The sequence below is a fragment of the Streptomyces rimosus subsp. rimosus genome (genome assembly GCF_000720725.1).
GTDB lineage: Bacteria > Actinomycetota > Actinomycetes > Streptomycetales > Streptomycetaceae > Streptomyces > Streptomyces rimosus_A.
Window position 1 is genome coordinate 54,879 of the sequence record NZ_JOCQ01000030.1, and the last position, 16,317, is coordinate 71,195.

Sequence of the window (16,317 nt, forward strand, 5' to 3'; positions counted from 1 at the left end):
GAGACGCCCCAAGCCTCGGCACCCCCGGCCGGCAGCGGCCCCGGCGTTCCCGACCGGCTCCATGGTGTCCTCGACCGGCTTCAGGGAAGGGCAAGGGCGCCCATGGCGAAGATCAAGGACGTGGCCGAGCGGGCCGGGGTGTCCGTGGCCACCGTCTCCCGCGTGCTCAACGGGCGCAGTCCGGTCGCCGAGACCCGTGAGCGGGTGCTCGCCGCCGTCCAGGAGCTGGGCTACCGGCCCAACAACGTCGCCCGCGCCCTGCGCACCGCCCGTACCGGCACGCTCGGCCTGGTCATCAGCGATCTGACCAACCCGTTCTTCACCGAACTCGCCGACGCCGTCGAGGACGCGGCCCGCGGCCTCGGCTACAGCCTGGTCATCGGCAACGCCGCCGAACGCCCCGGCCAGCAGGACGACTACATCCGTACGCTGCTGGACCGCCGCATCGACGGTCTGCTGGTCAGCTCGGCCGGCACCGGCTCCGCGATGCTGGGCGAGGTCGTCGCCTCCGGCACCCCGCTGGTGCTGCTCGACCGGATCGTGCCCGGCATCGACGCGCCGTGCGTACGCGCCGACGGCAGCGCGGCGCTCACCGCCCTCGCCGCGCACCTCGCGGCCCTCGGCCGGCGGCGCCCCGCGATCATCGTCGCCCCGGCCGGCACGCCGACCGGCGACGAGCGGCTGGAACTCTTCCGTACGGCCCTGGCCGCGCACGGCATAGCGCTCCCGGACGAGCGGGTCGGCTCCACGCCCGACCTCCAGCACACCGGCGGCCGCCAGGTGATGCGCGGCTTCCTGGACCTGCCCGAGCCGCCCGACGCCGTACTGGCCACCGACAACCTGATGGCGCTCGGCGCGATGGACGAGATCCGCGCACGCGGGCTGCGGGTGCCCGACGACATGGCGCTCGTCGTCTACGACGACGTGCCGTGGTTCGCGCACATCGACCCGCCGCTCACCGCCATCGCCCAGCCCACCCGCGAACTGGGCCGGGCCGCCGTACGCACCCTGCTGGAGCGGATCGAGGGGCGCCCGGCCGATTCCGTCCTGCTGCCGGCCCGGCTCGTCATCCGCCGTTCCTGCGGGGAACCGGCCACCGGCCAGGAGGAGAACAGGGCCCAGCAGGGCCACACCCGACAGGAGCAGGAGAACACCCGACAGGAGAGGGACAGCGCATGACCGACGTCAACGACGACGTACGGGACGACGCACCGGCCGGCCGCGAACTGCTGCGCGTCGAGGGGGTGACGAAGTCGTTCCCCGGCGTACGGGCGCTGGACGGTGTGGACCTGAGCCTGCGCGCGGGCGAGGTGCACGTCCTGCTCGGCGAGAACGGCGCGGGCAAGAGCACTCTGATCAAGATGCTCTCCGGCGCCCACCGGCCGGACGGCGGGCGCATCCTCGTGGACGGCGGTCCGGCGGGCGAGCCCGCCGGCAGCGCGGCTCCGGACGGCCCCCGCGACGGCACCCGCGACGGCCTCCACGAGGTGCGGATCCGCTCCGCGCAGGACGCCGAACGGCTCGGCATCGCCACCATCCACCAGGAGTTCAACCTCGTCCCCGGCCTGACCGTCGCGGAGAACATCTTCCTCGGCCGGCAGCCGCGCACCGCGCTCCGCCTCATCGACAGGAAGACGATGCGGGCGCGCGCCGCCGAACTGCTGCGCCGGGTCCGCCTCGACATCCCCCCGGACACCCCGGTCGCCGAACTGGGCATCGCCCGCCTCCAGATGGTCGAGATCGCCAAGGCGCTGAGCCTGCGCGCCCGCGTCCTGATCATGGACGAGCCGACCGCCGTACTGACCTCCGAGGAGGTCGGGACGCTCTTCGCGATCGTGCGGGAGCTGCGCGACGCCGGGGTGGGGATCATCTTCATCACCCACCACCTGGAGGAGATCGGCGCCCTCGGCGACCGCGTCACCGTCCTGCGCGACGGCCGCTCGGTGGCCGAGGTCCCGGCCGGTACGGACGAGGACGAGCTGATCCGGCTGATGGTGGGCCGCGACATCGCCGAGCAGTACCCGCGGCAGCGCCCGGATGCCCCCGGCGCGCCGCTGCTGCGCGTACGCGGCCTGACCCGCAACGGCCCCCACGGCACCCCGGTGTTCGAGGGCATCGACTTCGAGGTGCGGGCCGGCGAGGTCGTCGGCCTCGCGGGCCTGGTCGGCGCGGGCCGTACGGAGGTCGCGCGGGCGGTGTTCGGCGTGGACCGCTACGACGCCGGGACCGTCGAGATCGACGGGCAGGCGCTCGCCCCCGGCGACGTACGGGCCGCGATGCGCGCCGGGCTCGGCCTGGTCCCCGAGGACCGCAAGGGCCAGGGCCTGGTCCTGGACGCCTCCCTCCAGGACAACCTGACGCTGGCCCGGCTGCGCCGGGACACCCGCGGCGGCCTGGTGGACCGGCGCGGCCAGCGGCGCGCGGCGGCCGAGGTGGCCGGGCAGCTGAAGGTACGGATGAGCGGGCTCGGGCAGCACGCCCGCACCCTCTCCGGCGGCAACCAGCAGAAGATCGTCATCGGCAAGTGGCTGCTGGCCGACACCCGGCTGCTGATCCTCGACGAGCCGACGCGCGGCATCGACGTCGGCGCGAAGGTCGAGATCTACCAGCTGGTCAACGAGCTGACGGCGGCCGGCCGCGCGGTGCTGATGATCTCCAGCGACCTGCCCGAGGTGCTCGGTATGAGCGACCGGGTGCTGGTCATGGCGCAGGGGCGGCTCGCCGGTGAGCTGTCCGCCGACGAGGCGACGCAGGACGCGGTGATGGAGCTGGCCGTACGGTCCGCCGACGCGTCCGGTCCGCGACACACGAACGAGAGCGCGATGGAGGGCTCCGATGTCCGCTGATGTGAAGACGGGAGCGGGCGCCGAGGCGGTCGGCAGCGCCCCGCCCGGTGCCGGGTTCGGCCCCTGGTTCGCCCGGGCCGTCCTGAAGAACGGCCCGCTGGGCGGCCTGATAGCCCTCGTCGTGGTGATGGCGGCGCTGTCCGGGGACTTCCTGAACGGGCAGAACCTCCTCAACGTCGGCGTCCAGGCATCCGTCACCGCCGTGCTGGCCTTCGGCGTCACCTTCGTGATCGTCTCCGCGGGCATCGACCTGTCGGTCGGCTCGGTCGCCGCGCTCAGCGCCACCGTGGTCGCCTGGGCCGCGACCGACGCCGGCCTGCCGGTGTGGACCGCCGTCCTGCTGGGCCTGGCGGTGGGCGCGGTGGCGGGCCTGGTCTCCGGCGCGCTGGTCGCGTACGGGAAGCTGCCCGCCTTCATCGCCACGCTCGCGATGCTCTCCATCGGCCGCGGCCTCGCCCTGGTCATCACCGGCGGCTCGCCGATCGCCTTCCCGGCCTCGGTCAGCAGGCTGGGGGACACACTGGGCGGCTGGCTGCCGGTCCCGGTCCTGGTCATGATCGCGATGGGCCTGGTGGCGGCCCTGGTGCTCAACCGTACGTACGCGGGCCGCGCGATGTTCGCGATCGGCGGCAACGAGGAGGCGGCCCGGCTCTCCGGCATCGACGTCAAGCGCCGCAAGCTGGTCATCTACGCGCTGTCCGGGGTGTTCGCGGCGGTCGCGGGCATCGTCCTCGCGGCCCGGCTGACCTCCGCCCAGCCGCAGGCCGCCGTCGGCTACGAGCTCGACGCCATCGCCGCCGTCGTCATCGGCGGCGCCAGCCTCTCCGGCGGCTCCGGCAAGGCGTCCGGCACGCTCATCGGCGCGCTGATCCTCGCCGTGCTCCGCAACGGCCTCAACCTGCTCAGCGTCTCGGCGTTCTGGCAGCAGGTGGCCACCGGCCTGGTCATCGCGCTGGCGGTGCTCCTGGACACGCTGCGGCGCCGGAGCGGGCGATGAGGGGGCGGACGGGTACGGATACGGGACGGCTCGGCGGGCGTACCGGCAGGCGTACGGGCCTGCTCGCCGCGGCGGCCCTGGCCGGAGCCCTCGTCCTGTCCGGCTGCGACCGCGGTGGGAACACGGACCTGGGGCTCGCCCTGTCCACCCTCAACAACCCGTTCTTCGTCGGCATCAAGGAAGGCGCGCAGGCCGAGGCGGACCGGCGCGGGCTGCACATCAACATCACCGACGCGCAGAACGACCCCATGCAGCAGATCAACCAGATGGAGACGTTCACCAGCCAGGACGTCAAGGCGGCGATCATCAACCCGGTGGACTCGGACGCCGCCGTACCGGCCGTCGGTGTCGCCAACCGGGCCAAGGTGCCGGTGATCTCCATCGACCGCGGGGTCAACGGCGGCGACGTGGGCTCGACCATCGCCTCCGACAACGTCGCGGGCGGCCGCCTCGCCGCGAAGACGCTCGCCGCATCCCTCGGCGGCAAGGGCAAGGTGGCCTTCCTGGAGGGCCAGCCCGGCACCTCGGCCGCCCGCGAGCGCGGGCAGGGCTTCGAGGAGGGCATCAAGGCGTACCCGGGCATCGAGGTGGTGGCGCGGCAGCCCGCCGACTTCGACCGGACCAAGGGGATGGACGTGATGTCCAATATGCTCCAAGCGCACCGGGACATCGGCGGCGTTTTCGCGGCCAACGACGAGATGGCCCTCGGCGCCGCGAAGTCGCTGGGCGCCAGGGCGGGCAAGGACGTGAAGATCGTGGCGTTCGATGGCACGCCGGACGGCGTCGCCGCCGTCCGCGGCGGAACGCTGACCGCCACGGTCGCCCAGCAGCCCAGGCTGCTCGGGAAGCAGGCCGTGGACCAGGCGCTCAGGGCGGCGCGCGGTGAGCGGCCGCCGAAACAGGTGAAAGTGCCGGTGGTGCTGGTGACCAGCAGGAACGCGGCGGAATTCGATGGGTGAGAAACAGATGTACGACGTACTGGTAGTGGGCTCGGCCAACGCGGACCTGACGGTCCGGGTGGCGCGGCGGCCCGGCGCGGGGGAGACCGTGCACGGCTCCGACCTGGTCGAGTCGGCGGGCGGCAAGGGCGCCAACCAGGCCGCTGCCGCCGCCCGGCTGGGCGGCCGGGTCGGGCTGCTGGCCCGGGTCGGCGACGACGCGTACGGCGAACTGCTGCTGACCGCGCAGCGCGAGGCGGGCACGGACGTCTCGCAGGTGATCGCCGCGCCCGGCACCCGTACCGGCACCGCCATGATCATCGTGGGCCCGGACGGCGACAACAGCATCGTCGTCTCCCCGGGCGCCAACGCGGCGCTCACCCCCGCGGACGTGGCCGCCGCCCGCGAGGTCATCGCGGGGTCCGCCACCGTCTCCCTCCAGTTCGAGGTACCGATGGAGACGGTACGGGCCACCGCGGACACCGCCATGGAGACCGGCACCCGGGTCGTCCTCAACCCGTCCCCGACCCCCGACCGCATCGAACCCGGCCTGCTGGCCGCCGCCGACCCCCTCGTCGTCAACGAGCACGAGGCTCAGCAGCTCGCGGGCCGCAGCGAAGGCGGACCGGAGGACTGGGCCCGCGCGCTGCGCGAGCAGGGCGCCCGCTCGGTCGTCGTCACCCTCGGCGGCGACGGCGCGCTGGTCGTGGACGGCGAGGGCGAGAGCGAGCGGGTCCCCGGCGTGAAGGTCGAGCCGGTCGACACCACGGGCGCCGGCGACGCCTTCACCGGCGCCCTCGCCACCCGGCTGGCCCGCGGCGACTCCCTTGCGGACGCGGCCCGCTTCGCCGTACGGGTCGGCGCCGCGGCCGTCACCAAGGCGGGCGCCCAGCCGTCCTACCCGACGCTGGACGAACTGCCTTCCTGAACGGGAGGGCCCGCGGCGGGGGCGGCGTACTCGCGTCGCCCCCGCTATCCGGTGATCCGGCCGACGGATGTCCCGGCAGCTTCCGGGCCCTCCGGAAGCGGCCCGGCCGACCGGCCGACCTCGGCCACGGCCAGTCCGGTGCCGTCCGATATGTGTGCCAGGCACGCCCCGTCCGCCGCCCATATGCCGCTGTGGCCGCAGCCGGTGCCCTCGCTCATCGGGCCGGTGCCATTGGCGAGCAGCACGTCCAGGCCGTTGTCCCGGGCCCGGGCGGCGTACCGCTGCGTGCACGTTTCCATGGAGTCGTGGAATGCACTGGCCAGGTACACGTGGCAGCCGTCGGCCGCGGCCTGCTCCGCCACCTCGGGGAAGGCGTTGTCGTAACAGGTGGCGAGGGCGAACTCCAGGCCGCGGAAGGTGAACCGGCCGCCCGCCGTGGGCCCCGCGGTGAACAGCCCGTTCTCCCGGCCGTGCAGGTGGTGCTTGTCGTAACGGGTCAGCAGCGCGCCGTCCGGCCCGTACACGAATGTCGTGATCGTCATCCCGTCCGCCGTGCCCGACGGGCCGCGCCCCGGACCGTTGATCACCGCCGCGACGCCCGCCGCCCGGCAGGCGTCCCGGACGGGGGCGAGCCGCGGGTCGTCCGGCGCGAGGACACACCGCTCAGAATCGGCGGGTATCGCGTCCAGCTCATAGCCGGTGAGGCCCAGCTCGGCGAAGACGACCAGCTCGGCGCCGCGGCCCGCGGCCTCGGTGATCAGCTCGGCCGTGCGGGCCGCGTTGGCCTCGATGTCCAGTGCGACGGGCGGGAATTGCGCTGCTGCAACGATCATTTCTCCATGATGCCCGATGCCACTGACAACGCGGCGGTGAGGAGGGAGCGCACCTGCCCTGTGATCGCGGTCCGGTTCCGTACGAAGTCGGGATCGGTGACCGTGCCGGTCGCCGGATCGGTGTTCCCGGCCCCGAACTGGAGCACCGGCGTGTGCAGATGACCGCCCGGCACCTTCAGCCGCAGCGCGTCGCGCAGCAGCGTCGCCCGGTAGCCGATCTCGTTGGACAGGTAGTCACCGCCGCCGCCCGCACGGGCAGTCGAGCCCGGCGTCGGCCCGTCCGGCCGCTCGACCGGCGTCGAACCGCCCGCCGGGATCTCGGTCACCGCGGTGTTGTCCTTGACCGGGAACGGTCCGGTGGAGGCCGAGGTGAGCTGCGCGTACGGCAGGGTCGTGGTGGTCCACTGCGGCTGCGGCCGGACGGTCGGCACGCCCTTGGGGACGGGCACCGTCTCGGTGCGCGACTCCCGTGCGTTGTCCGGATAGCCGCCCCGCCAGGCGCCGTTGGTCCGCTCCAGGTCGAACCGTCCCGGCCGGCCCTGGCTGATGGTCGTGAACAGGTCCACCTGCTTCGGCCCGCGCCGGAAGTACGGCAGGAGCGTGCGCTCCACGGTGCCGGCCGCGAAATCCGCCCACCGTACGGGGAAGACGGCGGTCTCGACGCGGGCGAGCCGACCCGAGGACGTACGGACCGTCGTGCCGTCCAGGGCGAGCGCCGCGGCCCCGGACGGGTTGCTGCGCCGGGCGTCCGCGTCCAGCTGGAAGGGGTCGAAGCCGGTCACCACGACGCGCAGCACCCGGTTCCTGCCGTGCCCGCCGCCGGGCAGGTCGATGGAGTCCTGCCCGCGTGAACCGCGCTCCAGCGCCCCCATCAGCGCGTCCCGCTGGTTCGCGCGCAGCCGGAAGTCGGGCTTCCACTCCCGCAGGGCCTTGGTCATCCCCAGCCGCGCCCAGTACAGCGGCCGGTCGTCGTCCCGGCTCAGGTCGCCGCCCTGCGGCCCGCGCCCCTGGACGCGGTCCACCGCGCGCCGCCACAGGCCGCGCCCCGCCTCCGTGACGTACCGTTTCGCCGCCCCGTACGAGTCCGTCCGCGCGAGCCCGCCGGCGAACGTCCCGGCCACCCCGGCGAACCCGCTGCGCCGCAGGATCTCCTGCGGTACGCCTTGCGACAGCCGCTGCTCCTCGACGGTGGGCGCGGCCGTCGTCTGACGGGCGCCGGCGGCGGGGGAGGCCGCTGTGGCGGATGGGGCGGTGAGGGCGAGCGGGGCCACGGTCAGCAGTGCGGCGCCGGCCACGCCCACCTTGGTGCGTATGTGTCTCATGGGGTGAGTAAAGCGGCGGTGAGCTGATCGCGGAAGGGGTTGATCCACGGCGCGGCCGTCGCCTTACGGGGCCGGAGGTTCCACCTCGTCCCGCCTTACGGGGCCGGAGGCTCCGCCTCGTCCCCCCTGCAGCAGCGCCAGGAAGTCCCCGAACGCCGCCGCCATGTCCACCTCTTCCGGATCCAGCAGCCACTGGAGCTGGAGCCCGTCCATCACGGCGGCCAGCAGCGGCGCCGCCCGTTCCGGCGTCAGCCCGCCCGGCAGCCGGTCGCCGTACTCCGTCCGCAGCACCTCGGCCAGCGCCTCCCGCACCCGCCGGAACCGCCGCTCGAAGAAGTCGCGGGCGGGATGGCCTTCGGTGACGCTGTCCCCGGCCAGGACCGTGTACGTCTGGACGACGCCGGGCCGCCCGGCGTTGTACTCGACCAGCCCGGCCAGCGTCTGCGTACGCCAGGCGCCGGTGGCCGCCGCGGCGGCCGTGTCCCAGCGGTCGCGTGCCTCCAGGACACCGACCAGCAGCAGTTCCTTGCTGGGGAAGTGGTGCAGCAGGCCCTGCTGGGTCAGTCCGGCGCGCTCGGCGACGGCGGCGAGTGACGTGCCGCGGTAGCCGCGCTCGGCGATCAGCTCCATGGCGGCCTGGAGGATCGCCTCGCGCCGCTCCTCGCGCTGCGCCTCGCGCCCTCCGCCGCTCCGGCGGCCGGACGGCCGCGCCTGGTCCCGTGCAGTCACCGGCCGAGCGTAACCCCGCCGTCCGCCTCATCCGCGTGATAACCGGAAGATAACGATACCTACCGCCCGCCAGGTGAAACCGTCACAATCGGGCCGGGGGCTCGGTTCCGTACGTCCACGTCAGGGAGAGCCGTATGACCGACCACCGAAGCGCCTACGCCACGGCAGTCGCCCCGGCCGTCGAGGACGCCCTCGGCAAGCTCGACCTGGACACCAAGGTCCGGCTGCTGTCCGGGCAGGACGTCTGGACGCTGCCCGCGGTCCCGGAGATCGGGCTGCGGTCCCTGGTCATGTCGGACGGGCCGGTCGGCGTACGCGGTCGGCAGTGGGGCGCACAGGACCCGTCCGTCGCGCTCCCCAGCCCCACCGCGCTGGCCGCCACCTGGGACGCGGGCCTGGCGCGCCGCGCCGGCCGGCTGCTCGCCCAGGAGGCGCGCCGCAAAGGCGTGCACGTCCTCCTGGCGCCCACCGTCAACCTGCACCGTTCCCCGCTCGGCGGCCGGCACTTCGAGTGCTTCTCCGAGGACCCGTACCTGACCGGCGTGATCGGCGCGGGGTACGTCGCCGGGGTCCAGGACGGCGGAGTGGGCACGACCGTCAAGCACTTCGTGGGCAACGACGCCGAGACCGAGCGCTTCACCGTGGACAACCGGATCGCCCCGCGCCCGCTGCGCGAGCTCTACCTGGCGCCCTTCGAGCACATCGTCGAAACCGCCCGTCCCTGGGGCATCATGACGGCCTACAACCAGGTCAACGGCGCGACGATGACCGAACACCGCGAGCTGGTCGGCGGCGTGCTGCGGGGCGAGTGGGGCTTCGACGGGGTCAACGTCTCGGACTGGACGGCAGCCCGCGACACGGTACGGGCGCTGCGCGGCGGTCTGGACCTCGCGATGCCGGGCCCGCACACGGTCTTCGGGCCACCGCTCGCGGACGCCGTCCGCGCGGGCCGGGTCACGGAGGCCGAGGTGGACGCCGCGGTCCGCCGCGTGCTGCTGCTCGCCGCCCGCACGGGCTGCCTGGAGAGCGTCCCGGCCGCCGTCCCCCCGCACGACGTCCCGGAGGGCATCGACGGCCGCGCCCTGGCCCGCGAGATCGCCCGCCGCTCCTTCGTCCTCGTACGCAACGAGCCGGTGGTACGCAACGAGCCGGTGGTACGGGATGAGCCGGTGGTACGGGGCGAGCCGGTGGTACGGGGCGAGCCGGCCGAACGCCACGACCCCGCCCCCACCCCGCTTCCCGCCCTCCCCCTGCTCCCCGGCACCCTCCACAAGATCGCCGTCATCGGCGCCGCCGCCAAGGACGCCCGGGTGCTCGGCGGGGGCTCCGCCACCGTCTTCCCCGAGCGGATCGTCTCCCCGCTGGACGGGCTGCGCGCCGCTCTGCCCGCCGGGACCGAGGTCGTCTTCGCGGTCGGCGCCGACCCGCGCACGAAGGTCCCGCACGCCCGCGCGGGCTTCGACCTGTGCGTCCGCTACTACGACGCCGACGGCGCGCTGCTCGCCGAACAGCCGCAGTTCGACGGCAAGGTGCAGGCCATGGGCGGCCTCCCGGACGGCGTCACACAGCGCACCCTGCACAGCGTGGAGCTGACCGGCGGATTCACCCCGCAGGCGTCCGGCACCCACACCTTCGCCGTCTCCGGCACCGGTGAGCTGCGCCTGACCGTCGGCGGCCGGGTGTTGTTCGACGCCTCCTGCGCCCCGGACACGGACGACCCGTTCGAGGCGTTCATGAACCCGGCGGAACACCGCCTGGAGACGGAACTGACGGCGGGGCAGGCCCTGGACGTGACGCTGCGGTTCGTCCCGCGCAGCACCGGGCTCGGCGCGGACATGCCCGTACTGACCTTCGCGCTCGGCCACGCGGAGCCGCAGCCCGACCCGGACGCCGAACTCGCCGAGGCGGTACGGGCCGCCGCGGACGCCGACGCCGCGATCGTGGTCGTGGCCACCACCGAGGAGACCGAGTCCGAGGGCTTCGACCGCACGGGCCTGGCCCTGCCGGGTCGCCAGGACGAACTGGTCTCCCGGGTGGCCGCGGCCAACCCGTACACGGTCGTGGTCGTCAACTCCGGCTCACCGGTGGAACTCCCGTGGCGCGACGAGGTGCCCGCCGTGCTGCTCAGCTGGTTCCCGGGGCAGGAGGCGGGGGCCGCGCTGGCCGACGTCCTGCTGGGCACGCACGAGCCGGGCGGCCGGCTGCCCACCACCTGGCCCGCCCGCCTGGCGGACGCCCCGGTCACCCAGGTCACTCCGGTGGACGGCGAAATCCACTACGACGAGGGCGTTTTCATCGGCTACCGCGCGTGGCAGCGCCGCGCGCGCGAGGAGGCGGGCCCGGCACCGGCGTACCCCTTCGGGCACGGACTGGGCTACACCGACTGGAGTTACGAGTCCCTGGAGGCGAGCCCGGCGCACGCCCGCGTCCGGGTGCGCAATACCGGCGCGCGGCACGGCCGCGAGGTCGTACAGATCTACCTCGCGCCCCTGACCAGGATGGCGGGCCGCGTACCGGCGGAGCGCCCGGACCGCTGGCTGGCCGGTTTCGCGACGGTGGAGGCCGCCCCGGGCGAAACGGCCGAGGCCGAGATCGCGCTGCCCCGCCGCGCCTTCGAGATCTGGGACGAGAAGACCGGCACCCGCCGTTTCGCCGACGGCACGTACGCGATCGAGGCGGCCCGCAGCGTCACCGACCGACGGCTGACGGCGCGGGTGACGGTGGCCTGAGCCGCACACTCCAGGGTGGCCTGAGCCGCACACTCCAGGGTGGCCCGCGCCCTGCCTCAGCGGTCGGCCGCCACCTCCACGTTACCCCCGTCACTGTGCACCTTGATCTTGTGCGGTGCGGCGTTGTCGACGCTGCCGGTGACCCGGCGGTTGCCGCCGTCCGTGGTGGCGTCGACGGCGTAGCGGCCCTGCGGGAGGCGGACGGTGACGTCGCCGCCGCTGGAGTGGGCGTTCACCTGGTCCGGTACGGCGGTGAAGCGGGCGTCGACGGTGCCGCCGTCCGTGCTCAGGGTGGCCTGTTTGCCCTGGGCGTCACTGATGTTGATGTCGCCGCCGCTGGTCTCGGTGGTGAGGGTGCCCGCGGTCTGCCGGACGTTGATGTTGCCGCCGCCGGTCCTGGTGTCGACGGTTCCCGCGATGCCCGTGATGTCGATGTTGCCGCCGTCGGTGCGGAGGGTCACCGCGACCGACCGCGGCACCCGCACCTCGTAGGCGACGTTGCATCGGCTCATCGTCCGGCCGCAGTCGTCCGCGGCGAGCTTCAGCGCGCCGTCCTTGAGGGAGTGCCGGGTGCCGGGCTTCTTCTTGCCGTATTCGATCCGTTCGGTGACCTTGACCCGGCCCTCGGCGGCGTCGTCGGCGATGACCTTGATGTCGCCGCCCGGCGTCGACACGTCCAGCTTCGTGGTCTTCCCGTCCACCGTGTAGGTCTGCTCGCTCTCGGTGACCTTTTCGGTCAGCTCGCAGCCGGTGGCGACGACGGCCAGCGTGACGAGCGCGGCGGAGGCCAGGGCGGTGCGGGTGGCGCGGTGTCCGGGTCTGGCGGGGTGGCGTGCGGTCATGCCGGTCATCCTCTCGCGGCCCGCGCCCCGTACGTATCCCCAGCAGGAACGATCTCCCGGCCGCCTCCCCTAAGGGGCGCCCGGGACCGGTACCGGGGTGCCGTGGCCGCTTGCGCGGTTCCGTCCCGTCCAGTCCGCTACGTCCCCTTACGGGTGATCTCCCGGAACGCCATCTGCGCCAGTTCCCGCTGGCCCTCCCGGCCGGGGTGGAACCAGTCCCAGGCGCTCAACTCCGCGCCGCTGAAGCGGAAGTCGAAGACGGAGCGGTCGAAGCGGCACAGCGCGTCCTTCGCGCACACCGATTCCAGGGCCTTGTTGTACGCCTGGACCCGCTCCCGCACGCTCTGCCGCCGGGTGTCCGCCGCCTTCGACAGGTCGTCCGGGTCGCGCAGCATCGAGCCGCAGATGCCCAGTTTCCAGATCTGCTTGCCGAGCTGGTTCTGCCGCCCCTGCGACCACAGGCGCATCAGGTCGGGGACGGCGGCGACGTACACCTGCGTCTTGGGCAGGGCCCGCCGCAGCTTGCGCAGCGATGCCTCGAAATCGGCGCGGAAGGCGGTCTCCGTGGTCATCGCGCCGACGTCGGAGCGGCAGGCGTCGTTCGCGCCCACCAGGACGGTGACCAGCTCGGGCCGCTTGCGTACGGCCTGGTCGACCTGGGCCGGCAGGTCGCGTATCAGCGCGCCGGTCTTCGCGAAGTTCCAGCTGTGGGTGGCGGGGTCCTTGACCAGCCGCCGGGCGACGCTGTTCACATCCGGGTCGGTGCCGGTGGCCCAGGAGACGGCGGGGCAGTCGGACAGCACCGAGCAGGCGTCGAAGCCGACGGTGATGGAGTCGCCGAGGGCGGCCACGGACGCCGGGTCGGTGCGCCACGCCGGGGAGGGCTTGGGGGAGGGGCTGTGTGCCGTACGGCCGCCGTCGTCCGGGTCGCCGCACCCGGACAGGGAGACGAAAAGCGCGGTCGCCGTGAGAGCGGCGACCGCGGCGGTGCGGGCCCTGATTGGCCGAAAGGGCCGATTGACCCTTGTCATCCCCTGTCCCCCTCCGGCGTGCGAGTGATATCTGTTCCGGTACCGACGGTACGTCACCCCTCGACGGCTGCTTGCGCGGTAGCTTGTGCCGTGACCCGTAGGGTCCTCGCCCGACGGCACCGGCACAGTCGGCACGGATGTATTACATCACGTCATTTACTGTCCCTTTTGCGGCAAATTGGGGCTAATGGTGTTTACTGTAGGTAACCTCGGATGCTGGTGCCGACGTGATCACTGGGGCAGAATGCTCGCAGCTGTCCCGGCCGCGACCGGAACGGGCACGAGGCCGCTGGGGAAGGCGAACCTCGAACCGTACTGGAGGTCCCGGTGACGACACGTGGAGTTCTGTACGTCCACTCCGCGCCGCGCGCGCTGTGCCCGCACGTCGAATGGGCCGTCGCGGGCGTGCTCGGTGTGCGCGTCAACCTCGACTGGATCCGCCAGCCGGCGTCCCCGGGGACCTGGAGAGCCGAGTTCTCCTGGCAGGGCGAGGCCGGTACGGCCTCCAAGCTCGCCTCCGCGCTGCGCGGCTGGCACCTGCTGCGCTTCGAGGTGACCGCCGAGCCCTGCGCCACCGCCGAGGGCGAGCGCTACAGCGCAACCCCCGAGCTGGGCATCTTCCACGCCGTCACCGGCATCCACGGCGACATCCTCATCCCGGAGGACCGGCTGCGCGCCGCGCTGGCCCGCTCGGCGGGCGGCGAGACGGAGCTGGCGGCCGAGGTCGCCAAGCTGCTCGGCAAGCCCTGGGACGACGAGCTGGAGCCCTTCCGGTACGCGGGCGAGGGCGCCCCGGTCCGCTGGCTGCACCAGGTCGTCTGAGCGCCGCGCCGCGCTTGCCCTGGAGCTCACTCCAGGCCGTAGCGTGCGGGCATGCCTGACAAGACCTCAGTGGCGGTGCTCGGCACCGGAATCATGGGCTCGGCGATGGCCCGCAACCTCGCCGCCGCCGGCCTCGACGTACGCGCCTGGAACCGCACCCGCGCCAAGGCCGAACCGCTGGCCGCCGACGGCGTACGGGTCGCGGACACCCCGGCCGGGGCCGTGGACGGCGCGGACGCCGTCCTGACCGTCCTGCTGGACGGACCCGCCGTCCTGGACGCCATGCGGCAGAGCGCCCCCGTGCTGCGCGCCGGAACCCTCTGGCTCCAGATGAGCACCGTCGGCGCCGACGGAGTCGCCCCGCTCGCCGCCTTCGCCCGCGAACACCGTCTGGACTTCGTCGACGCGCCGGTCCTCGGCACGAAGGAACCCGCCGAGAAAGGCCTGCTGACGGTTCTCGCGGCCGGGCCGCAGGACGTACGGGAGCGGGCCGGGCGGGTCCTCGACGTCGTCGGACAGCGCACCCTGTGGCTCGGCGAGGACGCGGCGGCGGGCACGGCCAGCCGTCTCAAGCTGGCCGTCAACAGCTGGGTGCTCACCGTCATCAACGGCACGGGGGAAGCGCTCGCCCTCGCCCAGGGCCTCGGCGTGGACCCGCGCGCCCTCCTGGACGCGGTCGCGGGCGGCCCGCTGGACCTGCCGTACCTCCGGATGAAGTCGGAGCTGATCCTGTCCGGCGACTATCCGGCCAGCTTCACGGTGTCCGCAGCGCGCAAGGACGCCCGGCTGATCGCGGAGGCGGCCGGGCAGGCAGGCGTACGGATGGACCTCGCGACGGCGGCGGCGGAGCGCTTCCGGCGGGCGGAGGAGTTGGGGCACGGCGACGAGGACGGGGCGGCGGCGTACTTCGCGAGCTTCGACGGCTGATGCCGGGCGTGCGAAAGGGGCCGCGCCGAAACGGCGCGGCCCCTGGAACGCTCAGGCTGGTACGGACCCGGTCAGACCGTCCGGAACGCCAGCACCACGTTGTGACCGCCGAAGCCGAACGAGTCGTTCAGCGCCGCGATGGTGCCCTCGGCGGGCAGCTCGCGCTTGACGTCGCGGACGATGTCCGCGTCCGCCTCGGGGTCGAGGTTCTGGATGTTGATCGTCGGCGGTGCCACCCGGTGGTACAGCGCCAGGATCGAGGCGACGGTCTCCACGCCGCCCGCGCCGCCCAGGAGGTGGCCGGTCATCGACTTGGTGGCGGAGATCGCCATGTGGTCGGCCTCGGTGCCGAAGACCTTGCGCAGCGCCTTCAGCTCGGCCAGGTCGCCCAGCGGCGTCGAGGTCGCGTGCGCGTTGACGTGCACGATCTCGGCGGGCTTGAGGTCGGTGCCCGCGAGCAGGTTCTGCAGGGCGTGCGCGATGCCGTTGCCGGAGGGCTCGGGCTGCACGATGTCGTGGCTGTCGGCGGAGATGCCCTGGCCGACGGCCTCGGCGTAGATCCGCGCGCCGCGCTTGGCGGCGTGGTCGGCCGACTCCAGGACGATCACGCCGGAGCCCTCGCCGAGCACGAAGCCGTTGCGGTCCGCGTCGTAGGGGCGGGAGGCACCCTGCGGGTCGTCGTTGTTCTTCGACATCGCCATCATGTTGCCGAACGCGGCGATCGGCAGCGGGTGGATGGCCGCTTCCGTACCGCCCGCGACGACCACGTCGGCACGGCCCGTACGGATCATCTCGATGCCGTAGCCGATGGCCTCGGCGCCGGACGCGCAGGCGCTGACCGGGGTGTGCACACCGGCCCGCGCGTTGACCTCCAGGCCGACGTTGGCCGACGGGCTGTTGGGCATCAGCATCGGCACGGTGTGCGGGGAGACGCGGCGCGAGCCCTTCTCCCGGAGGATGTCGTACTGGTTCAGCAGGGTGGTCACGCCGCCGATGCCGGAGGCGATGACCGCGCCGAGCCGGTCCGGGTCCACGGCGCCGTCCTCGCCGGCCTTGGCGTCGAAACCGGCGTCCGCCCACGCCTCGCGGGCCGCGATCAGCGCGAGCTGCGCCGAGCGGTCCAGCTTGCGGGCCTGCGCCCGGGGGATGACCTCGCCCGGGTCGACGGCCGCCGAGGCGGCGATGCGGACGGGGAGGTCGGCTGCCCAGTCCTGGGTGAGGGCGCTGACGCCGGACCGGCCGGCCAGCATCCCCTCCCAGGTCGAGGCACTGTCGCCACCCAGCGGTGTGGTTGCGCCGATACCGGTGACGACCACGGTGCGATTGGTCGCGTTCACGGAAATTCCTACTCCACAGGTCGAGGGGTTGAGAAT

At 73.5% G+C, this 16,317-nt stretch carries 12 protein-coding genes and 1 pseudogene; 7 read left to right on the forward strand and 6 right to left on the reverse strand.

Going from position 1 to position 16,317, the window contains the following annotated elements; genetic code table 11:
• The first annotated feature begins 102 nt into the window (after positions 1 to 102).
• The 4 genes and pseudogenes from IH45_RS0117540 to rbsK all read left to right on the forward strand — a co-directional run bounded on the left by IH45_RS0117540 (position 103) and on the right by rbsK (position 5,709).
• Positions 103 to 1,179, forward strand: coding sequence for a LacI family DNA-binding transcriptional regulator (locus tag IH45_RS0117540; protein ID WP_030668536.1), 1,077 nt, complete (start codon positions 103 to 105; stop codon positions 1,177 to 1,179).
• On the forward strand, positions 1,176 to 2,846 hold the full coding sequence (locus IH45_RS0117545) for a sugar ABC transporter ATP-binding protein (RefSeq protein WP_030668538.1): 1,671 nt from the start codon (positions 1,176 to 1,178) through the stop codon (positions 2,844 to 2,846). The genes IH45_RS0117540 and IH45_RS0117545 overlap by 4 nt, the downstream gene beginning before the upstream one ends.
• Positions 2,836 to 4,802: pseudogene (locus IH45_RS1000000150810) on the forward strand (ABC transporter permease/substrate-binding protein). The gene IH45_RS0117545 and the pseudogene IH45_RS1000000150810 overlap by 11 nt, the downstream one beginning before the upstream one ends.
• Positions 4,795 to 5,709: a ribokinase gene (gene rbsK, locus IH45_RS0117560; protein ID WP_032917670.1), complete on the forward strand. Its 915-nt coding sequence runs from the start codon at positions 4,795 to 4,797 to the stop codon at positions 5,707 to 5,709. The pseudogene IH45_RS1000000150810 and the gene rbsK overlap by 8 nt, the downstream one beginning before the upstream one ends.
• 44 nt (positions 5,710 to 5,753) lie before the next feature.
• Here rbsK and IH45_RS0117565 read toward each other — a convergent pair whose 3' ends face one another.
• From IH45_RS0117565 to IH45_RS0117575, 3 genes are all read right to left on the reverse strand, one after another.
• Positions 5,754 to 6,542: a carbon-nitrogen hydrolase family protein gene (locus tag IH45_RS0117565; RefSeq protein ID WP_063763010.1), complete on the reverse strand. Its 789-nt coding sequence runs from the start codon at positions 6,540 to 6,542 to the stop codon at positions 5,754 to 5,756.
• Positions 6,539 to 7,864 carry a C15 family peptidase gene (locus tag IH45_RS0117570; protein ID WP_030668552.1) on the reverse strand — a complete coding sequence of 442 codons (1,326 nt, stop codon included), beginning with the start codon at positions 7,862 to 7,864 and terminating at the stop codon, positions 6,539 to 6,541. The genes IH45_RS0117565 and IH45_RS0117570 overlap by 4 nt, the downstream gene beginning before the upstream one ends.
• 63 nt (positions 7,865 to 7,927) lie before the next feature.
• Positions 7,928 to 8,593 (reverse strand): TetR/AcrR family transcriptional regulator, encoded by a 666-nt coding sequence (locus IH45_RS0117575; protein WP_030668555.1) that lies wholly within the window; start codon positions 8,591 to 8,593, stop codon positions 7,928 to 7,930.
• A 134-nt stretch (positions 8,594 to 8,727) separates the two neighbouring features.
• Between IH45_RS0117575 and IH45_RS0117580 the strand changes: the two genes are divergently transcribed.
• Positions 8,728 to 11,322 carry a glycoside hydrolase family 3 protein gene (locus IH45_RS0117580; protein ID WP_030668557.1) on the forward strand — a complete coding sequence of 865 codons (2,595 nt, stop codon included), beginning with the start codon at positions 8,728 to 8,730 and terminating at the stop codon, positions 11,320 to 11,322.
• Between the two features lie 56 nt (positions 11,323 to 11,378).
• Here IH45_RS0117580 and IH45_RS0117585 read toward each other — a convergent pair whose 3' ends face one another.
• Both IH45_RS0117585 and IH45_RS0117590 read right to left on the reverse strand, forming a co-directional pair.
• Positions 11,379 to 12,164, reverse strand: coding sequence for a DUF4097 family beta strand repeat-containing protein (locus tag IH45_RS0117585; RefSeq protein WP_030668561.1), 786 nt, complete (start codon positions 12,162 to 12,164; stop codon positions 11,379 to 11,381).
• Positions 12,165 to 12,301: 137 nt separating this feature from the next.
• Entirely contained in the window at positions 12,302 to 13,195 is an 894-nt protein-coding gene (locus tag IH45_RS0117590; protein WP_030668564.1) for an SGNH/GDSL hydrolase family protein, read from the reverse strand.
• 327 nt (positions 13,196 to 13,522) lie between these two features.
• On the opposite strand from IH45_RS0117590, the gene IH45_RS0117595 reads away from it, so the two are divergent.
• Together IH45_RS0117595 and IH45_RS0117600 are read left to right on the forward strand one after the other, a co-directional pair.
• Positions 13,523 to 14,017, forward strand: a complete 495-nt coding sequence (locus IH45_RS0117595; protein ID WP_030597503.1) for a DUF3145 domain-containing protein — start codon at positions 13,523 to 13,525, stop codon at positions 14,015 to 14,017.
• A 51-nt stretch (positions 14,018 to 14,068) separates the two neighbouring features.
• Positions 14,069 to 14,944 carry an NAD(P)-dependent oxidoreductase gene (locus tag IH45_RS0117600; protein WP_030668569.1) on the forward strand — a complete coding sequence of 292 codons (876 nt, stop codon included), beginning with the start codon at positions 14,069 to 14,071 and terminating at the stop codon, positions 14,942 to 14,944.
• A gap of 71 nt (positions 14,945 to 15,015) precedes the next feature.
• Here IH45_RS0117600 and IH45_RS0117605 read toward each other — a convergent pair whose 3' ends face one another.
• Entirely contained in the window at positions 15,016 to 16,281 is a 1,266-nt protein-coding gene (locus tag IH45_RS0117605; protein ID WP_030668571.1) for a beta-ketoacyl-[acyl-carrier-protein] synthase family protein, read from the reverse strand.
• Between the last annotated feature and the right edge of the window lie 36 nt (positions 16,282 to 16,317).

Coding starts and splice junctions, on each gene's coding strand:
- IH45_RS0117545 (WP_030668538.1), top strand. CDS start 1,176: ATGACCGACGTCAACGACGACGTACGGGACGACGCACCGGCCGGCCGC.
- IH45_RS0117590 (WP_030668564.1), bottom strand. CDS start 13,195: ATGACAAGGGTCAATCGGCCCTTTCGGCCAATCAGGGCCCGCACCGCC.
- IH45_RS0117585 (WP_030668561.1), bottom strand. CDS start 12,164: ATGACCGCACGCCACCCCGCCAGACCCGGACACCGCGCCACCCGCACC.
- IH45_RS0117600 (WP_030668569.1), top strand. CDS start 14,069: ATGCCTGACAAGACCTCAGTGGCGGTGCTCGGCACCGGAATCATGGGC.
- rbsK (WP_032917670.1), top strand. CDS start 4,795: ATGGGTGAGAAACAGATGTACGACGTACTGGTAGTGGGCTCGGCCAAC.
- IH45_RS0117580 (WP_030668557.1), top strand. CDS start 8,728: ATGACCGACCACCGAAGCGCCTACGCCACGGCAGTCGCCCCGGCCGTC.
- IH45_RS0117565 (WP_063763010.1), bottom strand. CDS start 6,542: ATGATCGTTGCAGCAGCGCAATTCCCGCCCGTCGCACTGGACATCGAG.
- IH45_RS0117570 (WP_030668552.1), bottom strand. CDS start 7,864: ATGAGACACATACGCACCAAGGTGGGCGTGGCCGGCGCCGCACTGCTG.
- IH45_RS0117540 (WP_030668536.1), top strand. CDS start 103: ATGGCGAAGATCAAGGACGTGGCCGAGCGGGCCGGGGTGTCCGTGGCC.